The sequence below is a fragment of the Streptomyces sp. MK37H genome (assembly GCF_018035285.1).
Taxonomy (GTDB): domain Bacteria; phylum Actinomycetota; class Actinomycetes; order Streptomycetales; family Streptomycetaceae; genus Streptomyces; species Streptomyces endocoffeicus.
Window position 1 is genome coordinate 1 of sequence record NZ_JAAAYH010000219.1, and the last position, 15,170, is coordinate 15,170.

The window sequence follows — 15,170 nt, forward strand, 5'->3', positions numbered from 1 at the left end:
CCACCCTCACGCTGACGTACCGGAAAGAGCCGCTTCGCCATGACTACCGCCGACTCCGCACGGCTCCGCGCCCAGCTCGACACCCTGACCACCGAGGCGTTCCGCCCCGAACTCGCCGAGATCGACCGGCTCGAAACCCTCGAGATCGCCCGGATCATGAACGCGGAGGACGCCGCCGTCCCCACCGCCGTCGCCGGTCAGCTCCCCCGTATCGCCGCCGTCATCGACGCCATCGCCGCGCGGATGTCCCGTGGCGGCCGCCTCCTCTATACGGGCGCGGGCACCGCAGGACGGCTCGGGGTGCTCGACGCGAGTGAGTGCCCGCCCACCTTCAACACCCGGCCCGAGCAGGTCGTCGGGGTGATCGCGGGCGGCCCGGACGCCATGGTGACCTCGGTCGAGGGCGCGGAGGACAGCGAGGAGCTGGCCGCCCGGGACCTCGACCGGCTCGGGATCGGGCCGGACGACACCGTGGTCGGCGTCTCGGCCTCCGGCCGCACCCCGTACGCCGTGGGCGCGGTCGAACACGCCCGGCGGCGCGGCGCGCTCACCGTCGGGCTGTCCTGCAACGCCGGATCGGCGCTCGCCGCCGCGGCCGACCACGGCATCGAGATCATCGTGGGGCCGGAGCTGCTCACCGGCTCGACCCGGCTGAAGGCGGGCACGGCCCAGAAGCTGGTGCTCAACATGATCTCGACCATCACCATGATCCGGCTGGGCAAGACCTTCGGGAACCTGATGGTCGATGTGCGCGCCTCCAACGACAAGCTGCGCGCCCGTTCGCGGAGGATCGTCTTCCTGGCGACCGGCGCCTCCGACGAGCGGATCGAGAGCGCGCTGGCGGCCACGGACGGCGAGGTGAAGAACGCGATCCTCACCATCCTGGGCGAGGTGGACGCCCCGACCGCCGAGAAGCTCCTCGCCGAGGCGCACGGCCATCTCCGCGCCGCCCTGGATGCGGCCACGGGGTCGGCCACGGGGTGAGCCCGGGGCTGGGCCCCGCATCCGCACGGGCCCGGATACGCCGTCGGGGCGGCACCCCTGGGAGAGGGTGCCGCCCCGACGTCTGGACGGTACGACCGACCGGCGAACGAACGCGCCGAGTCGATCAGAAGTCCATGTCACCGCCCGGCATGCCGCCCGGAGCGCCCGCCGGGGCGGCCTTCTCCGGCTTGTCGGCGATGACGGCCTCGGTGGTGAGGAACAGCGCGGCGATCGACGCGGCGTTCTGCAGCGCGGAGCGCGTGACCTTGGCCGGGTCGATGATGCCCTCGGCGATCAGGTCCACGTACTCACCGGTCGCGGCGTTGAGGCCGTGACCCGGAGTCAGGTTGCGCACCTTCTCGACCACGACGCCGCCCTCGAGACCGGCGTTCACCGCGATCTGCTTCAGCGGGGCCTCCAGGGCCAGGCGCACGGCCTGGGCACCGGTGGCCTCGTCGCCCTCGAGCTCCAGCTTCTCGAAGACCGATACGGTCTGGAGCAGGGCCACGCCACCACCGGCGACGATGCCCTCCTCGACGGCGGCCTTGGCGTTGCGCACCGCGTCCTCGATGCGGTGCTTGCGCTCCTTGAGCTCCACCTCGGTGGCGGCACCGGCCTTGATGACGGCCACGCCGCCGGCCAGCTTCGCCAGGCGCTCCTGGAGCTTCTCGCGGTCGTAGTCCGAGTCCGAGGACTCGATCTCGGCGCGGATCTGGTTGACGCGGCCCTGCACCTGCTCGGTGTCGCCGGCGCCGTCCACGATCGTGGTCTCGTCCTTGGTGACCGTGATCTTGCGGGCACGGCCGAGCAGGTCGAGACCGGCGTTCTCCAGCTTGAGGCCGACCTCCTCGGAGATGACGGTGCCACCGGTAAGGATGGCGATGTCACCGAGCATGGCCTTACGGCGGTCACCGAAGCCCGGGGCCTTGACGGCGACGGACTTGAAGGTGCCACGGATCTTGTTGACGACCAGGGTCGCCAGGGCCTCGCCCTCGACGTCCTCGGCGATGATCAGCAGCGGCTTGCCCGACTGCATGACCTTCTCGAGCAGCGGGAGGAGGTCCTTCACGCTGCTGATCTTGGAGTTGACGATCAGGATGTACGGGTCGTCGAGCGACGCCTCCATACGCTCCATGTCCGTCGCGAAGTACGGGGAGATGTAGCCCTTGTCGAAGCGCATGCCCTCGGTGAGCTCGAGCTCGAGCCCGAAGGTCTGCGACTCCTCGACGGTGATGACACCTTCCTTGCCGACCTTGTCCATCGCCTCGGCGATGAGCTCACCGATCTGGGTGTCGGCGGCGGAGATGGAGGCGGTGGAGGCGATCTGCTCCTTGGTCTCCACGTCCTTGGCCTGCTCGAGCAGCTGGGCGGAGACGGCCTCGACGGCCTTCTCGATACCGCGCTTGAGCGCCATCGGGTTGGCGCCCGCGGCGACGTTGCGGAGGCCCTCCTTGACCAGCGCCTGGGCGAGGACGGTCGCGGTCGTCGTGCCGTCACCGGCGACGTCGTCCGTCTTCTTCGCGACCTCCTTGACCAGCTCGGCGCCGATCTTCTCGTACGCGTCCTCGAGCTCGATCTCCTTGGCGATGGACACACCATCGTTGGTGATCGTGGGGGCGCCCCACTTCTTCTCGAGGACGACGTTACGGCCCTTGGGGCCGAGGGTGACCTTGACGGCGTCGGCGAGCTGGTTCATCCCGCGCTCGAGGCCGCGCCGCGCCTCCTCGTCGAACGCGATGATCTTGGCCATGTGAAGTGGTCCTCCCAGAGACGGGGTGGATTGCTCCGGACCGCGCTGGCGCCCGCGACGGACGGCCTACCTGCCGCGCGGTTCCTTGCCCCGCATGGCCTGGCGGGCCTCACCGACCCGGTCCTTCTGTCACTCTCAACGTCAGAGTGCTAACGCCAATGATTAGCACTCGGGCCCATCGAGTGCAAGCGCCCGAAGGGCGTCCTTGAGGGGTGGCGGTCGGGCGACGGGTGGGCGCAAGCGCCCGAAGGGCTCCTAAAGGGGTGGTGGGGATGCATGGGTACCCGGGCATGCCGAAGACCCGGGCATGCCGAAGGGTCCGTACCCCGTCAGGGACACGGACCCTTCTGACTGTTCGTTTCAGCTGCGTCGCGTCGGCGCGTCAGCCTACGGCCACGCGGACCATGTCGGCCTGCGGGCCCTTCTGACCCTGCGAGATCTCGAACTCGACCCGCTGGCCTTCCTCGAGGGTGCGGTACCCGTCCATCTGGATCGCGCTGTAGTGGACGAACACGTCCGCACCACCGTCGACCGCGATGAAGCCGTACCCCTTCTCCGCGTTGAACCACTTGACGGTGCCCTGAGCCATTCCTAACTCCCCTATTGCTGGCCCTTGCGCAGGACCGCACTCCGCGGACCCGGGTCAGACCTCACCCCCCGGATGTGGGGGGTGTGCGCCGGAACGCGTCGACCGCCGCTGAATGTATCCGTCCCAACGCCCTCTGCAACAGGTCAATCGGACGAGAATTCTGGGCACGGTCGAACGGTTAAAAGTGAGAAATTATGTGAAGTTCGGGCAAGCCGGACCGGACATAAGGAACCAACCCGACAATTCGTGCTCACACTTTACGCACAACTTGACGAGTTCTCATATGTGGCTCCGACCCCGGAGCCCTCGGGGAATCCGGGCAACTGTATCGCGATTCCACACACGGAATCGCCCCGTCCGGTTGTCCCCGGACGGGGCGATGCCAAAGGTGAGGAGGGGGACGCGGGGTCAGCAGCCGCCCGCGACCGCCGGGATGATCGAGATCCCGGCACCGTCCGGGGTCGCCGTGGCCAGGCCGTCGGCGAAGCGGACGTCGTCGTCGTTGACGTAGACGTTCACGAAGCGGCGGAGCTTGCCGGTGTCATCCAGGACGCGGGCCGAGATGCCCGCGTGGTTCTTCTCCAGGTCCGCCAGGACCTCGGCGAGGGTCGCGCCCTCGGCCGGGACCTCGGCCTGGCCGCCGGTGTAGGTGCGGAGGATGGTCGGGATTCGGACGTTGACGCTCATGCGAGGCCAGCCTCTCGGAACGAGTCAAGGGTGGGGCGGATGATGGCGGAGGGACCCGTGGTGGGGGCCACCGCGTCGAGGGTCTTGAGGCCGTCGCCGGTGTTGAGCACGACGGTCGTCAGGGACGGATCGAGCAGACCGTCCTCGATCAGCTTCTTGGTCACGCCGACGGTCACGCCGCCCGCGGTCTCCGCGAAGATCCCCTCGGTGCGGGCCAGCAGCTTGATGGCGTCGACGATCTGCTCGTCGTTCACGTCCTCCACCGCGCCGCCCGTACGGCGGGCGATGTCCAGGACGTACGGGCCGTCCGCGGGGTTGCCGATGGCCAGCGACTTGGCGATGGTCCGCGGCTTCTGCGGCCGGACGACGTCATGGCCGGCCTTGAAGGCGGCGGAGACCGGGGAGCAGCCCTCGGCCTGGGCGCCGAAGATCTTGTAGGGCCTGTCCTCGACCAGACCGATCGCGATCAGCTCCTTCAGCCCCTTGTCGATCTTGGTGAGCTGGGAGCCGGAGGCGATCGGGACGACGATCTGGTCCGGCAGCCGCCAGCCGAGCTGCTCGCAGATCTCGTACGCCAGGGTCTTGGAGCCCTCGCCGTAGTACGGCCGCAGATTGACGTTGACGAAGCCCCAGCCCTCGCCCGCCGGGTCGCCGATCAGCTCGCTGCAGAAGCGGTTGACGTCGTCGTAGGTGCCCTCGATGCCGACCAGGTCGCCGCCGTAGACCGCGGCCATGACGACCTTGCCCGCCTCCAGGTCGTGCGGGATGAAGACGCAGGAGCGGAAGCCCGCGCGGGCGGCCGCGGCGCCCACCGCACCGGCGAGGTTGCCGGTGGAGGAGCAGGAGAGGGTGGTGAAGCCGAAGGTGCGGGCGGCCTGGACGGCGATGGCGACGACCCGGTCCTTGAAGGAGTGGGTCGGGTTCCCGGAGTCGTCCTTGATGTGCAGCTCACCGGTGACGCCGAGCTCACGGGCGAGGTTGTCGGCCTTGACCAGCTGGGTGAAGCCGGGGTTCAGGCTCGGCAGATCCGCCACGTCCGCCGGGACGGGCAGCAGCGGGGCATAGCGCCAGATGCTGTTCGGACCGGCCTCGATGCGTCGGCGCAGCCCCTCCGGGTCGCCGGCCGGGAGCTCGTACGCGACCTCGAGGGGCCCGAAACAGGCCTCGCACGCGAAGATCGGACCCAGCTCGAAGCGCTCACCGCACTCCCGGCAGGACAATGCGACCGCGGGGCCGAAGGCACCGGAGGTGGAGGAGGTGGTTGAGCTTTCTACTGACTGCACGGCCATGGATGGCGAGGCCCTTTCTCCTCATCTTCCTCGCGACGCATTTCGCCACGAGACGGAATTGGCACCTTCCCGAGCTGGGAGCCTCGCTGCGGAATGCGAGATCAGCTGGAGGGTTGCCGGGGCTTCAACGGGCCGTTCCCTCTGCCCCTCTGGATGAGCGGTATGGCACCGGGCGGACCCGGGCGTTTGTCAGCATGAGCGTCATCGGTACGTCGGTAAACATCGAGGTCGACCCCGACATACGACGGTCATGCGCGTTGTTCAAGACTGTAACCGAAGGCCCGGATGGTTGAGGTAGCCGTCCGATGCGCGAGATGGATCACAGCGATCACAGCAGGGGAGACACACAGGTGCTGGATGAGGTGGAGCGCTGGCTGAAGCGTCGCTCCTGGTCGGCCGACGACCGTCCGCTGGGTCGCCTGCTGGCCGCGAAGCGGGCCGCGGCGACGAGCGTGAGCGTGGTCCTGCCCGCCCTGAACGAGGAGGCCACGGTCGGCGAGATCGCCGACACGATCCGGCGTGAGCTGATGAGCGAGGCGATGCCGCTGGTGGACGAGCTGGTGGTACTGGACTCCGGTTCCACGGACCGCACCGCCGAGGTCGCCGCGGCGGCGGGCGCCACCGTCGTCCCCCGTGACTCGCTGCTGCCCCGGCTGCCCGCGCTGCCCGGCAAGGGCGAGGTGCTGTGGCGGTCCCTGCTCGCCACGAGCGGCGACATCGTCTGCTTCATCGACGCCGACCTGCGGGAATTCGAACCGCGCTTTGTCTCGGGGATCGTCGGTCCGCTGCTGACCGACCCCGCGCTGCAGCTGGTGAAGGGCATGTACGACCGCCCGCTCGGCGAGATGGCGGGCCAGGGCGGCCGGGTCACCGAGCTGGTCGCCCGACCGCTGCTGAATCTGCACTGGCCCCAGCTGGCCGGGTTCGTCCAGCCGCTGGGCGGGGAGTACGCGGCGCGCCGCTCGCTGCTGGAGCGGCTGCCCTTCCCGGTCGGCTACGGCGTCGAGCTGGGGCTGCTGGTGGACGCGCTGCACACGGTGGGGCTCGACGCGCTCGGCCAGGTGGACATCGGGGTGCGCAAACACCGCCACCAGGACGGGCAGGCGCTCGGCCGGATGGCGGCCGCGATCTACCGCACGGCGCAGCTGCGGCTGGCCCGGGGCCACTTGGTGCGGCCGCGACTGACCCAGTTCGACCGGGGCGAGAACGGCTTCGAGCCGCGCACCACGGCGGTGGACACCGAGGAGCGGCCGCCGATGATCGAGATCCCGGAGTACACGGCGCGGCGCGCGGCGTGACGCCGGGCTGCGGCTAGGCGCCCACGGAGGGACAGCGCTCTGGCCACCCACGGAGGGACAGCGCCCTGGCGCCCACGGAGGAATGGCGTCTTGGCGCTTACGTGGCCGGAACCGGAATAGCACCTACGGGGCAAGAAACCGTACGTACGTTTGCGCGGGGCCGCGCCTGGCTAGGCTCGCGACATGGTAGTTCCGCGCACCGCTCCGATCCTGGTCGCGTCCAACCGCGGCCCGGTCTCGTACACCCTGGGCGAGGACGGCTCGCTCACCGCCCGGCGCGGCGGTGGCGGGCTGGTCTCCGGGCTCAGCGCGATCGGCCCCGAATCGGGCGGGGTGTGGGTGTGCGCGGCGCTCGGCGAGGGCGACCGCGAGGCGGCCCGGCGGGCCGGGGACAGCCATCTGAACCCCGGTGACACCGGCGGCCAGCAGGTGCGGATGCTCGACATCGCGCCGGACGTCTTCGCCGCCGCGTACAACGGCGTCGCCAATTCGGTGCTGTGGTTCATCCACCATCTGCTCTACCAGACCCCGGTCGAGCCGGTCTTCGACGCGGAGTTCACCGAGCAGTGGGCGGCCTACGAGAGCTATAACGCGGCCTTCGCGGACGCGCTCGCCCAGGAGGCGGTGGACGAGGCCGTCGTCCTGGTGCAGGACTACCACCTGGCGCTGGTGCCCGCGATGCTCCGCGAGCGCCGCCCCGATCTGCGGATCGGCCACTTCTGCCACACCCCCTGGGCCCCGCCGGACTACTACCGGCTGCTGCCGGACGAGGTCGCGGCGAGTGTGCTGCGCGGCATCCTCGGCAGCGACCGCGCCGCGTTCCACACCGAGCGCTGGGCCACCGCCTTCGCCGACTGCTGCGAGGCGGTGCTGGGTGCGGAGATCGTCCGGGACGGGGGTGGGGACGGCGACGGTGGTGGCACGGTGACGGCCGTGCGCTTCGAGGGCCGGGAGACCCGGCTGGGCGTCCACGGCCTGGGCGCCGACGCGGACTTCCTGCGGGAGCGGTCGCGCCAGGCCGATGTGGACGAACGGCTGAGCAGTCTGCGGGCGCAGATCGGGCCGGGCCGGAAGTCGATCGTCCGGGTGGACCGCACCGAGCTGTCCAAGAACATCGTGCGCGGGCTGCTGGCCTACCGGCGGCTGCTGGAGACCCGCCCCGAGTGGCGCGAGCGCGTGGTGCACGTGGCCTTCGCCTACCCCTCGCGCCAGGACCTCGCGGTCTACCGCGACTACACCGAGCGGGTGCGACGGATCGCGGACGAGATCAACGAGGAGTACGGCACGGAGGGCTGGACTCCGGTCGCCCTGCATGTGAAGGACGACTTCGCCCGGTCCCTCGCGGCCTACCGGCTGGCGGACGTGGCGCTGGTCAACCCCATCCGGGACGGGATGAACCTGGTGGCCAAGGAGGTCCCGGTGGTCTCCGAGCGGGGCTGCGCGCTGGTGCTGTCCCGGGAGGCGGGCGCGTACGCCGAGCTGGGCGAGGACGCGCTGGTGGTGAACCCGTACGACGTGGAGGGCACGGCCCGGGCGCTCCACGAGGCGCTGCGCATGAGCGACGCCGAGCGCGCGGACCGCACGAAGCGGCTCGCCGCCGCGGCGATCGCGCTACCGCCACAAGCGTGGTTCCTGGCGCAGCTGCGGGCGCTGTGACGGCTTGGTCCGGGTGACCAGCGCGCCCCGGGCGCCAGGCGTGACCCGGGTGACCAGCGCGACCCGGGCGCCAGGCACGACCCGGCTTACAGGCGCGGCCCGGGCGCCAGGCGCGATCCGGGCGCCAGGCGCGGCCCGGGTGACCAGCGCAACCCGGGTGCCGGGCACGACCCGGCTTACGGACGCGACCCGGGTGCCGGACACGACCCGGCTTACGGACGCGACCCGGGTGCCAGGCACGACCCGGGCGCCAGGCGCGGCCCGGGTGCCCGGCACGACCCGGGTGCCGGGCACGACCCGGCTTACAGGCGCGGCCCGGGCGCCAGGCACGACCCGGGTGCCCGGCACGGCCCGGCTTACGGGCGCGGCCCGGGAGCCCGGCACGGCCCGGGTGCCAGGCACGACCCGGGTGCCAGGCACGACCCAGGTGCCGGACACGACCCGGCTTACGGACGCGCCCCGGGCGCCAGGCACGACCCGGCTTACAGGCGCGACCCGGGTGCCAGGCACGACCGTGCCGGGCACGGCCCGGGTGCCAGGCACGACCGTGCCGGGCACGGCCCGGGTGCCAGGCACGACCCGGCTTACAGGCGCGGCCCGGGTGCCGGGCACAGCCCGGCTTACGGGCGCGGCCCGGGTGCCAGGCGCTGTCCCGCCGAGCCCTACGCGGCTTCGTCGCTGACCGCGGCGGCCAGGGCCGACAGCAGCTCCACCACGCCCGCCGGGCCGTCGACCACCAGGTCGGCCCGCTTGGCGAGCTCGGTCACCTCCGTGCTGCCGCTGCACACCAGCACCCCCGGCACGCCCTCCTCGCGCAACCGCTCCACCGCCGCGAACGCGGCCAGGTCGCCCAGGTCGTCGCCCGCGTAGAGCACGGCTTCCGCGCCCGTCCGCCGTACGTACTCGGTGAGCGCCACGCCCTTGTCCATGCCCGGCGGCCGCAGCTCCAGCACGAAGCGGCCGGGCTCGACGATCAGCCCATGGCGCTCGGCGAGCGCGTGCAGCGGCGCGCGCAGCCGCTCGAACGTGGCCTGGGGGGCCTCGGCGCGGCGGGTGTGAACGGCGACGGCGCGGCCCTTGTCCTCGATCCACGTACCGCGCGAGGCGCCGTGCTCCTCGAGGACGGCGGGGAGTTCGGCCTGGACGGCGGCGACGCCGGGGTGCGGGTCGGGCGCCTGGACCTCGCCGCTGCCCGCGTCCCAGCGCTCGGCGCCGTAGAGGCCGAGGACGACGAGCCCGTCCAGCCCCTCGGCCCCGGCGAAGCCGCCGTACCGTACGGCGATCTCGGCCGGGCGTCCGGTGATCACCGCGATCGAGCGGATCCGCGGGGCCAGCCGGGAGAGCGCGGGGACGGCGCCGGGGTGGGCGCGGGCCTGGTCGGGGTCGGGGACGATCTCGGCGAGGGTGCCGTCGAAGTCGAGTCCGACGACGGCGCGGCCGGGCCGTTCGAGGAGGGCGGCGAGGCCCTCACGGCCGGCGGCGGTGGTGGGTACGGGGACGGGGTGACTTCCCATAGCGCTGCCCATGGCGGTGACCCTACCGGGCCCGGCGGCACGGCGGGCTTCGCCCGAGCGTCCCCCCGATGAACGCCCCCGGGCACCCGCCCGGTGAACGGCTCGCGCGCGCCCGGCCGATGAACGCGCCCCGGCCGTCCCGCCGCCGATGCGCGTCAGCGCCGTTCGCGGCGCTCGTCCCTGATCCGGCGCAGCCGGTTGACGGTCACCGGGTCGTGCTCCAGGGCCCTGGGGTCGTCCAGCAGCGCGTTCAGCAGCTGGTAGTAGCGGGTCGGGGAGAGGCCCAACCGCTCCCGTATCGCCCGCTCCTTGGCGCCGGGGCCCGGCCAGCCACGCCGCTCCACGGCGAGCACGGCCAGGTCGCGCTCTGACAGCCCGGCATCCGGAGCCGGCTCCTGATCCCGCTCCCGCCCCTGGTCCTCGACCTGGTCGGCGGGGTCGTCGGAAGGGCCGGGGCCGGGCGTGTCCACTGTCATGCCCCCGCATTCTCCATGGCGTCGGCCTCGCGCTGGATCTGGCCCAGCACGCTCGCCGGGTCGCCGCCCTTGGCCACGGTCGAGCCGATCTTCTGCTTGATCAGCTTGCTGACCTCCGCCCAGGAGGTCTTGTCGGCCGGGTAGAACTCCGCGCTCTCCAGCTCGTCCAGGAACCGCCACAGCCGCTTGTACTCACGGTCGCCGAGCATCGTCTGCTCGACGGCGGTGGTCACCGGCAGCAGGTCGTACTCGGTGACGAAGTCCAGCACGTTGTCCTCGGTGTAGACGAAGTCGAGGAACTTCCCGATCTCCTTACGGTGGCCGTTCTGCTTGAAGGCCATCAGCCAGTCGGCGACGCCCATCGTCGACGGGGACTTGCCCCTGCGGCCGGGCAGCGGTGCGGTGCCGTACGCGATGCCGTGGCCGGACGCCTGCTGCATCAGCGTGGGATGGCCGTTGAGCATGCCGACCTCGCCGCGGGCGAAGGCGTCGAAAGTGTCCTGCCGGTTGGTGCGGGCCGGGGAGCCGGGGCCGGTGAGGTCCGCGCCGACGAGTTCGTCCCGCAGCCATTCGAAGGCCTCGATGTTCTCGGTGGAGTCGATGGTGTAGCTGCCGTTGGCGTCGGTGTAGCCGCCACCGCCGCTGAGCATCCACATCATGGTTTCGGCCTGGCACTCCTCGGGGCCGAGCGGCAGCCCGTACGGGATCTTCACCCCATTGGCCTTGAGCCGGACGGCCGCCTCCTTGAGCTCGTCCCAGCTGGTGGGGGCGGAGGATATCCCGGCCCGGTCGAAGAGCTTCTTGTTGTAGAAGAGCAGCCGGGCGCTGGCCACGAACGGCACCCCGTACTGCACCCGCCGCACCTCACCCGCATGGGCGATCGAGGTGATGAAACCGGCCTGGGTGGGGATGGAGAGCATCTCGTCGGCGCGGTAGAGCTTGCCCTGCGCGGCGTAGTCGGCGTACGCGCCGATCTGTGCGATGTCCGGGGCCTGACCGTTCTTGACCATCTCGGCCACCCGCCGGTCCACCTCGGTCCAGCTGTAGACCTTGACGTCGACCTTGAGGCCGCCGTTCTTGGCCTCGAAGGCCCGGGCCACCTTGTTCCAGTACTTCTGGGAGCCGTTGGCGGTGCTGTCGCCGTAGTCGGCCGCGACCACCTTCAGGGTGACATCACCGTCGGAGCCGGAGCTGTCGCTGCCACAGGCCGTGAGTCCTGGTGCCGTCGCCACCGCCGCGACACCCGCCGTTGTCAGGCCCAAAAACCGTCGCCGCTGCACCGCTGTTTTCCCACCCTATGGCTGTTTCATCCTCAAGGGTCCTCCCCCGAGGTCGAGCGAGTCTGCCTTGTAAACCTCCACAAGGTCTACACCATGGGCGTATCGCTTCGGTATCAGAGCCCAATTGCCCAGGTGAGCGGGGTGCTACACGCGTAAGTGGGATGTGTCACCCAGTCACAAACGGAGGGATTGGTTCACACCAACTCCCCCACGGGCAACGGCGTGATCTCCCGACCAGAAGCGGCGAGTGGACTAGACCTCTCATGGTGGATCGCGCGAGACTGTTCCATGTGAAACACGTCATCGCCCTGGATGTGGGCGGCACCGGTATGAAGGCCGCCCTGGTCGGGGCGGACACCACACTCCTCCACGAGGCCAGGAGGCCCACCGAGCGGGAGCGCGGACCCGAGGCGGTCGTGGCCGCGATCCTCGACTTCGCCGCCGAGCTGCGCGCGATCGGCGAGCGGCGGTTCGGCGGGCCCGCGCTGGCCGCGGGGGTCGGCGTGCCCGGGGTCCTGGACGAGGACCGCGGGGTGGCCGTCTTCGCCGCCAACCTCGGCTGGCGCGACGTCCCGCTGCGGGCGCTGCTCACCGAGCGGCTGGGCGGCATCCCGGTCGCGCTCGGCCATGACGTCCGGATGGGCGGGCTGGCCGAGGGGCGCATAGGAGCGGGCGAGGGCGCCCGGCGCTTCCTCTTCGTCTCCGTCGGCACCGGCATCGCGGGCGCCATCGGCGTCGACGGGCGCATCGACCCCGGAGCCCATGGCTCCTCCGGCGAGATCGGCCACATCGTCGTCCGGCCGGGCGGCGCCGCCTGCGGCTGCGGTCAGTCCGGCTGTCTGGAGACGCTCGCTTCGGCGGCCGCGGTGGGCCGCGCCTGGGCCGCCGCGAGCGGCGATCCGGCCGCCGACGCCGCCGACTGCGCCAAGGCCGTCCGGTCCGGCGATCCCAGGGCCGTGGCCGTGTGGGGGGAGATGGTGGGCGCGCTCGCCGACGGCCTGGTCACCGGCCTCACCCTGCTGGACCCCGGTGTGCTGATCGTCGGCGGTGGGCTGGCCGAGGCCGGGGAGACGCTGTTCGCGCCGCTGCGCACCGCGGTCGAGGAGCGGCTCACCTTCCAGCAGCTCCCCCGTATCGTCCCGGCGGCCCTCGGGGACACCGCCGGCTGCCTGGGCGCGGGTCTGCTCGCCTGGGACCGACTCTCCACGGAGGTAACCGCCTGATGGTCCAGCGAACGCATCTCACCGGCGCCCGGGTGGTCCTGCCGGACGGCGTGGTCGACAGCGGGCGGGTGACGGTCGAGGGCACGCACATCACGGCGGCAGGACCGGCGACCGGACCCGCGGCGGGACCGACGGCCGGACCCGCGGCGGATGCCGCGCCCGGCCACGCGGATTCCGGCGGCGAGCGGGCGCTCGACCTGGCGGGCGGCTGGATCGTCCCCGGCTTCGTGGACCTGCATGTGCACGGCGGCGGCGGTGCCTCGTTCTCGGCGGGCACCCCAGAGGAGGCTTTGACCGCCATCGGTACGCACCGGCGGCACGGCACCACCACGATGCTCGCCTCCACCGTCACCGGCGACCTGGACGACCTCGCCCGGCAGGCCGCCGCCCTCTCGGAGCTGGTGGAGCAGGGCGAGTTGGCGGGCATCCACTTCGAGGGGCCGTTCATCTCCCCCCACCGCTGCGGCGCCCACCAGCCCTCGCTGCTGCGCGCGCCCGATCCGGCGGATGTGCGCAAGCTGGTGGACGCGGCGCGCGGCACCGCTCGGATGATGACCCTCGCCCCCGAACTGCCGGGCGGGCTGGAGTCCGTACGGCTGCTGGCCGACAGCGGGGTCCTCGCGGCCGTCGGCCACACCGACTCGACGTACGAGGCGACGCTGGAGGCGGTCGAGGCGGGCGCGACCGTGGCGACCCACCTGTTCAACGCGATGCCGTCGCTGCTGCACCGCGCCCCCGGCCCGGTGGCCGCGCTGCTGGAGGACGAGCGGATCACCGTAGAGCTGATCAACGACGGCACCCATCTGCACCCCGCCGTCCTGGGGCTGGCCTTCCACCGGGCGGGCGCGGACCGGGTCGCCTTCATCACCGACGCGATGGGCGCGGCGGGCATGAGCGACGGCCGCTATCCGCTCGGCCCCATGGAGGTCGAGGTCAAGGACGGTGTCGCGCGGATCAGCGACGGGCCGACGGCCGGTTCCATCGCGGGCTCCACCCTCACCCTGGACCGGGCCTTCCGGCGGGCCGTCACGATCGACGGGCTCGGCGTCGAGGCGACCGTAAGGGCGCTGTCCGCGACCCCCGCCCGGGTGCTGGGCATCGCCGACCGGGTGGGTTCGCTCGAGCCCGGCAAGGACGCCGATCTCGTCGTGCTCGACGACGACTTCCGGCTGCGGGGCGTGATGCGCCGGGGCGCTTGGGTGGTCCATCCCGTACTGGGCTGAAGTGCCCTGATTTCAGGCAGCGGTGACGGTGTGATGACACTGTCCGACGCTGCCCGGAACGACGCGGAGGTCTGGGCCGAAGCCACTCGTTTTGGCATGATCGCTCAGGCACGGGAACGGGCACGCACGGCTCGGGTACGCACGGCTCGGGTACGGCACGGCTCGGGTACGGCACGGGCACGGCTCGGCACACAGTCGCATTCAGCACAGGAGTCTCCGTCCGGCGGGGGGACGGGAGAGGGGATGCCAGGGTGATCCTCACGGTCACGCTCAACACCGCCCTCGACGTCACCTATCGGGTGCCGGAACTGCGCCCGCACACCACCCACCGCGTCACCGAGGTCACCGAACGGCCCGGCGGCAAGGGCCTCAACGTGGCCCGGGTGCTGTCCGCGCTGGGCCATGACACCGTCGTCACCGGCTTCGTCGGCGGGGTCACCGGTGCGGTGCTGCGGCAGCTGCTCGCCGGGATCGCCACGCCCGGCGGCGGCCCCATGGGCTCTCGCGGCACGATCACCGACGCGCTGGTCCCGATCGCCGGCACCACCCGGCGCACCATCGGTGTCGTGGACGCCGCCACGGGCGACACCACCCAGCTCAACGAGCCGGGCCCGATCGTCACCACCCCCGAGTGGTCGACCTTCATGGACAGTTACGGCCGGCTGCTGCGCGAGGCCTCGGCGGTCGCGCTGTGCGGCAGCCTTCCGCCCGGGGTCCCCGTCGGGACGTACGCCCAGCTCATCCGGGAGGCGCATGCGGCGGGCGTGCCCACGCTGCTGGACACCAGCGGCGAACCGCTGCGCCGGGGCATCGCCGCCCGCCCCCACCTCGTCAAGCCCAACGCCGACGAGCTCGCCGGGCTCACCGGCTCCACCGACCCGCTGCGCGCCGCGCGCGACGCCCGGCGGCGCGGGGCACGGGCGGTGGCCGCCTCGCTGGGCCCCGACGGCATGCTCATGGTCACCGCCCACGGCGCCTGGCGCGCCAGCCCACCGCACCGGCTGACGGGCAATCCGACGGGCGCCGGGGACGCGGCGGTCGCGGGACTGCTGTCCGGGCTGGTCGAGGAGGCGCCCTGGCCGGACCGGCTGGCCCGCGCGGTGGCTCTGTCAGCGGCGGCCGTAAGGGCCCCGGTGGCGGGCGAGTTCGACCCCGCGGTCTACGACGAGGCGCTGGCGCGGGTCGAGGTGACGGAGCACCC

Annotated in this window: 13 protein-coding genes and 1 riboswitch; of the genes, 6 read left to right on the forward strand and 7 right to left on the reverse strand. The window is 71.9% G+C overall.

Annotated features, from left to right (window positions below; all coding sequences use genetic code 11):
* The first annotated feature begins 39 nt into the window (after window positions 1-39).
* Entirely contained in the window at window positions 40-984 is a 945-nt protein-coding gene (gene murQ, locus GWI24_RS26810) for an N-acetylmuramic acid 6-phosphate etherase (RefSeq protein WP_210948474.1), read from the forward strand.
* Window positions 985-1,108: 124 nt separating this feature from the next.
* Here murQ and groL read toward each other — a convergent pair whose 3' ends face one another.
* The 4 genes from groL to thrC form a co-directional block, all read right to left on the reverse strand.
* The gene (groL, locus tag GWI24_RS26815) at window positions 1,109-2,734 is read right to left on the reverse strand and encodes a chaperonin GroEL (RefSeq protein WP_020870491.1); all 1,626 of its coding nucleotides are present in this window, start codon (window positions 2,732-2,734) and stop codon (window positions 1,109-1,111) included.
* A gap of 382 nt (window positions 2,735-3,116) precedes the next feature.
* A complete protein-coding gene (locus GWI24_RS26820) occupies window positions 3,117-3,323 on the reverse strand; it encodes a cold-shock protein (protein ID WP_009716982.1) in 207 nt (68 codons plus the stop codon).
* A gap of 408 nt (window positions 3,324-3,731) precedes the next feature.
* Window positions 3,732-4,010 carry a MoaD/ThiS family protein gene (locus GWI24_RS26825; RefSeq protein ID WP_037960442.1) on the reverse strand — a complete coding sequence of 93 codons (279 nt, stop codon included), beginning with the start codon at window positions 4,008-4,010 and terminating at the stop codon, window positions 3,732-3,734.
* Entirely contained in the window at window positions 4,007-5,299 is a 1,293-nt protein-coding gene (thrC, locus tag GWI24_RS26830; protein WP_210948475.1) for a threonine synthase, read from the reverse strand. The genes GWI24_RS26825 and thrC overlap by 4 nt, the downstream gene beginning before the upstream one ends.
* An 18-nt stretch (window positions 5,300-5,317) precedes the next feature.
* Window positions 5,318-5,459, reverse strand: a riboswitch (SAM riboswitch).
* A gap of 190 nt (window positions 5,460-5,649) precedes the next feature.
* Here thrC and GWI24_RS26835 point away from each other — a divergent pair.
* Entirely contained in the window at window positions 5,650-6,597 is a 948-nt protein-coding gene (locus GWI24_RS26835; RefSeq protein ID WP_210948481.1) for a glucosyl-3-phosphoglycerate synthase, read from the forward strand.
* Window positions 6,598-6,780: 183 nt separating this feature from the next.
* Window positions 6,781-8,253, forward strand: a complete 1,473-nt coding sequence (locus GWI24_RS26840) for a trehalose-6-phosphate synthase (protein WP_210948476.1) — start codon at window positions 6,781-6,783, stop codon at window positions 8,251-8,253.
* A gap of 662 nt (window positions 8,254-8,915) precedes the next feature.
* Here GWI24_RS26840 and otsB read toward each other — a convergent pair.
* The 3 genes from otsB to GWI24_RS26855 all read right to left on the reverse strand — a co-directional run bounded on the left by otsB (window position 8,916) and on the right by GWI24_RS26855 (window position 11,523).
* On the reverse strand, window positions 8,916-9,779 hold the full coding sequence (otsB, locus tag GWI24_RS26845) for a trehalose-phosphatase (RefSeq protein ID WP_247616938.1): 864 nt from the start codon (window positions 9,777-9,779) through the stop codon (window positions 8,916-8,918).
* Window positions 9,780-9,922: 143 nt separating this feature from the next.
* Window positions 9,923-10,243, reverse strand: a complete 321-nt coding sequence (locus GWI24_RS26850) for a DUF3263 domain-containing protein (protein ID WP_247616939.1) — start codon at window positions 10,241-10,243, stop codon at window positions 9,923-9,925.
* Window positions 10,240-11,523 carry an extracellular solute-binding protein gene (locus GWI24_RS26855; RefSeq protein WP_210948477.1) on the reverse strand — a complete coding sequence of 428 codons (1,284 nt, stop codon included), beginning with the start codon at window positions 11,521-11,523 and terminating at the stop codon, window positions 10,240-10,242. The genes GWI24_RS26850 and GWI24_RS26855 overlap by 4 nt, the downstream gene beginning before the upstream one ends.
* 290 nt (window positions 11,524-11,813) lie before the next feature.
* On the opposite strand from GWI24_RS26855, the gene GWI24_RS26860 reads away from it, so the two are divergent.
* The 3 genes from GWI24_RS26860 to GWI24_RS26870 all read left to right on the forward strand — a co-directional run.
* On the forward strand, window positions 11,814-12,746 hold the full coding sequence (locus GWI24_RS26860; RefSeq protein WP_210948478.1) for an ROK family protein: 933 nt from the start codon (window positions 11,814-11,816) through the stop codon (window positions 12,744-12,746).
* The gene (gene nagA, locus GWI24_RS26865; RefSeq protein WP_210948479.1) at window positions 12,746-13,969 is read left to right on the forward strand and encodes an N-acetylglucosamine-6-phosphate deacetylase; all 1,224 of its coding nucleotides are present in this window, start codon (window positions 12,746-12,748) and stop codon (window positions 13,967-13,969) included. Before GWI24_RS26860 ends, nagA begins: the two co-directional genes overlap by 1 nt.
* Window positions 13,970-14,220: 251 nt before the next feature.
* Window positions 14,221-15,170: 1-phosphofructokinase family hexose kinase (locus GWI24_RS26870; RefSeq protein ID WP_210948480.1), on the forward strand; the 950-nt coding region annotated here is incomplete at its 3' end.